General features: G+C 60.6%; 1 protein-coding gene. It reads right to left on the bottom strand.

The features are described from left to right. Positions 1–44: 44 nt before the first annotated feature. On the bottom strand, positions 45–521 hold the full coding sequence (locus CKO42_RS27810; RefSeq protein WP_200252923.1) for a tyrosine-type recombinase/integrase: 477 nt from the start codon (positions 519–521) through the stop codon (positions 45–47). Between the last annotated feature and the right edge of the window lie 83 nt (positions 522–604).

Consider the following 604-nt stretch of genomic DNA (forward strand, 5'->3'; position numbering starts at 1 on the left):
CGCGCGGATTCCATCAGGGCGCGAGGAGCGATCACGCCACCTCATCACGACGCCGGATATATGGCCGCAACGTTTCCTTCTGCTGAACAGTCAAGTGGCTCTTGCATCGCGGGGCGGACCATATATGGGGATTGCTCAGCCAGCCAATCGCGCAGGATCACCACGACATCGGTACGCAACGGCGTGTTGCGTTGCTTGCGCCCCTTTCCCAGACAGCGGACAAAGGCACTGGCGTTGAGTTCGACATCACGCGCGCACAAGGCACGCAGCTCCTGGCTACGTAGCCCCGTCTGAACGGCCAGCAGCAGCAACGCGCGATCTCGTCGCCCGATCCAGGTCGACAAGTCCGGTGCCGCCACAAGTGCGCCCGTTTCCTGCTCGTTGAGAAACTCGACCGTGCACTTCGCGTAGCGCTTGGTCGGGATGGCCAGCACCTGCTGGCATTGCAGCAAACAGTGGCATTGCAGCAAACAGTAATGGAATGGTCCGCCCCGCTCCTCCAACACACCCCGAGCGGGCACAATAAGCGATGATGAGAACCCATCGTCAACCAAGGTAGCGGAGCAGACCAATGACAGAGACTCACAAAGACCGGGCCATCACG

It is taken from the genome of Lamprobacter modestohalophilus (assembly GCF_016583905.1).
Classification (GTDB): domain Bacteria; phylum Pseudomonadota; class Gammaproteobacteria; order Chromatiales; family Chromatiaceae; genus Lamprobacter; species Lamprobacter modestohalophilus.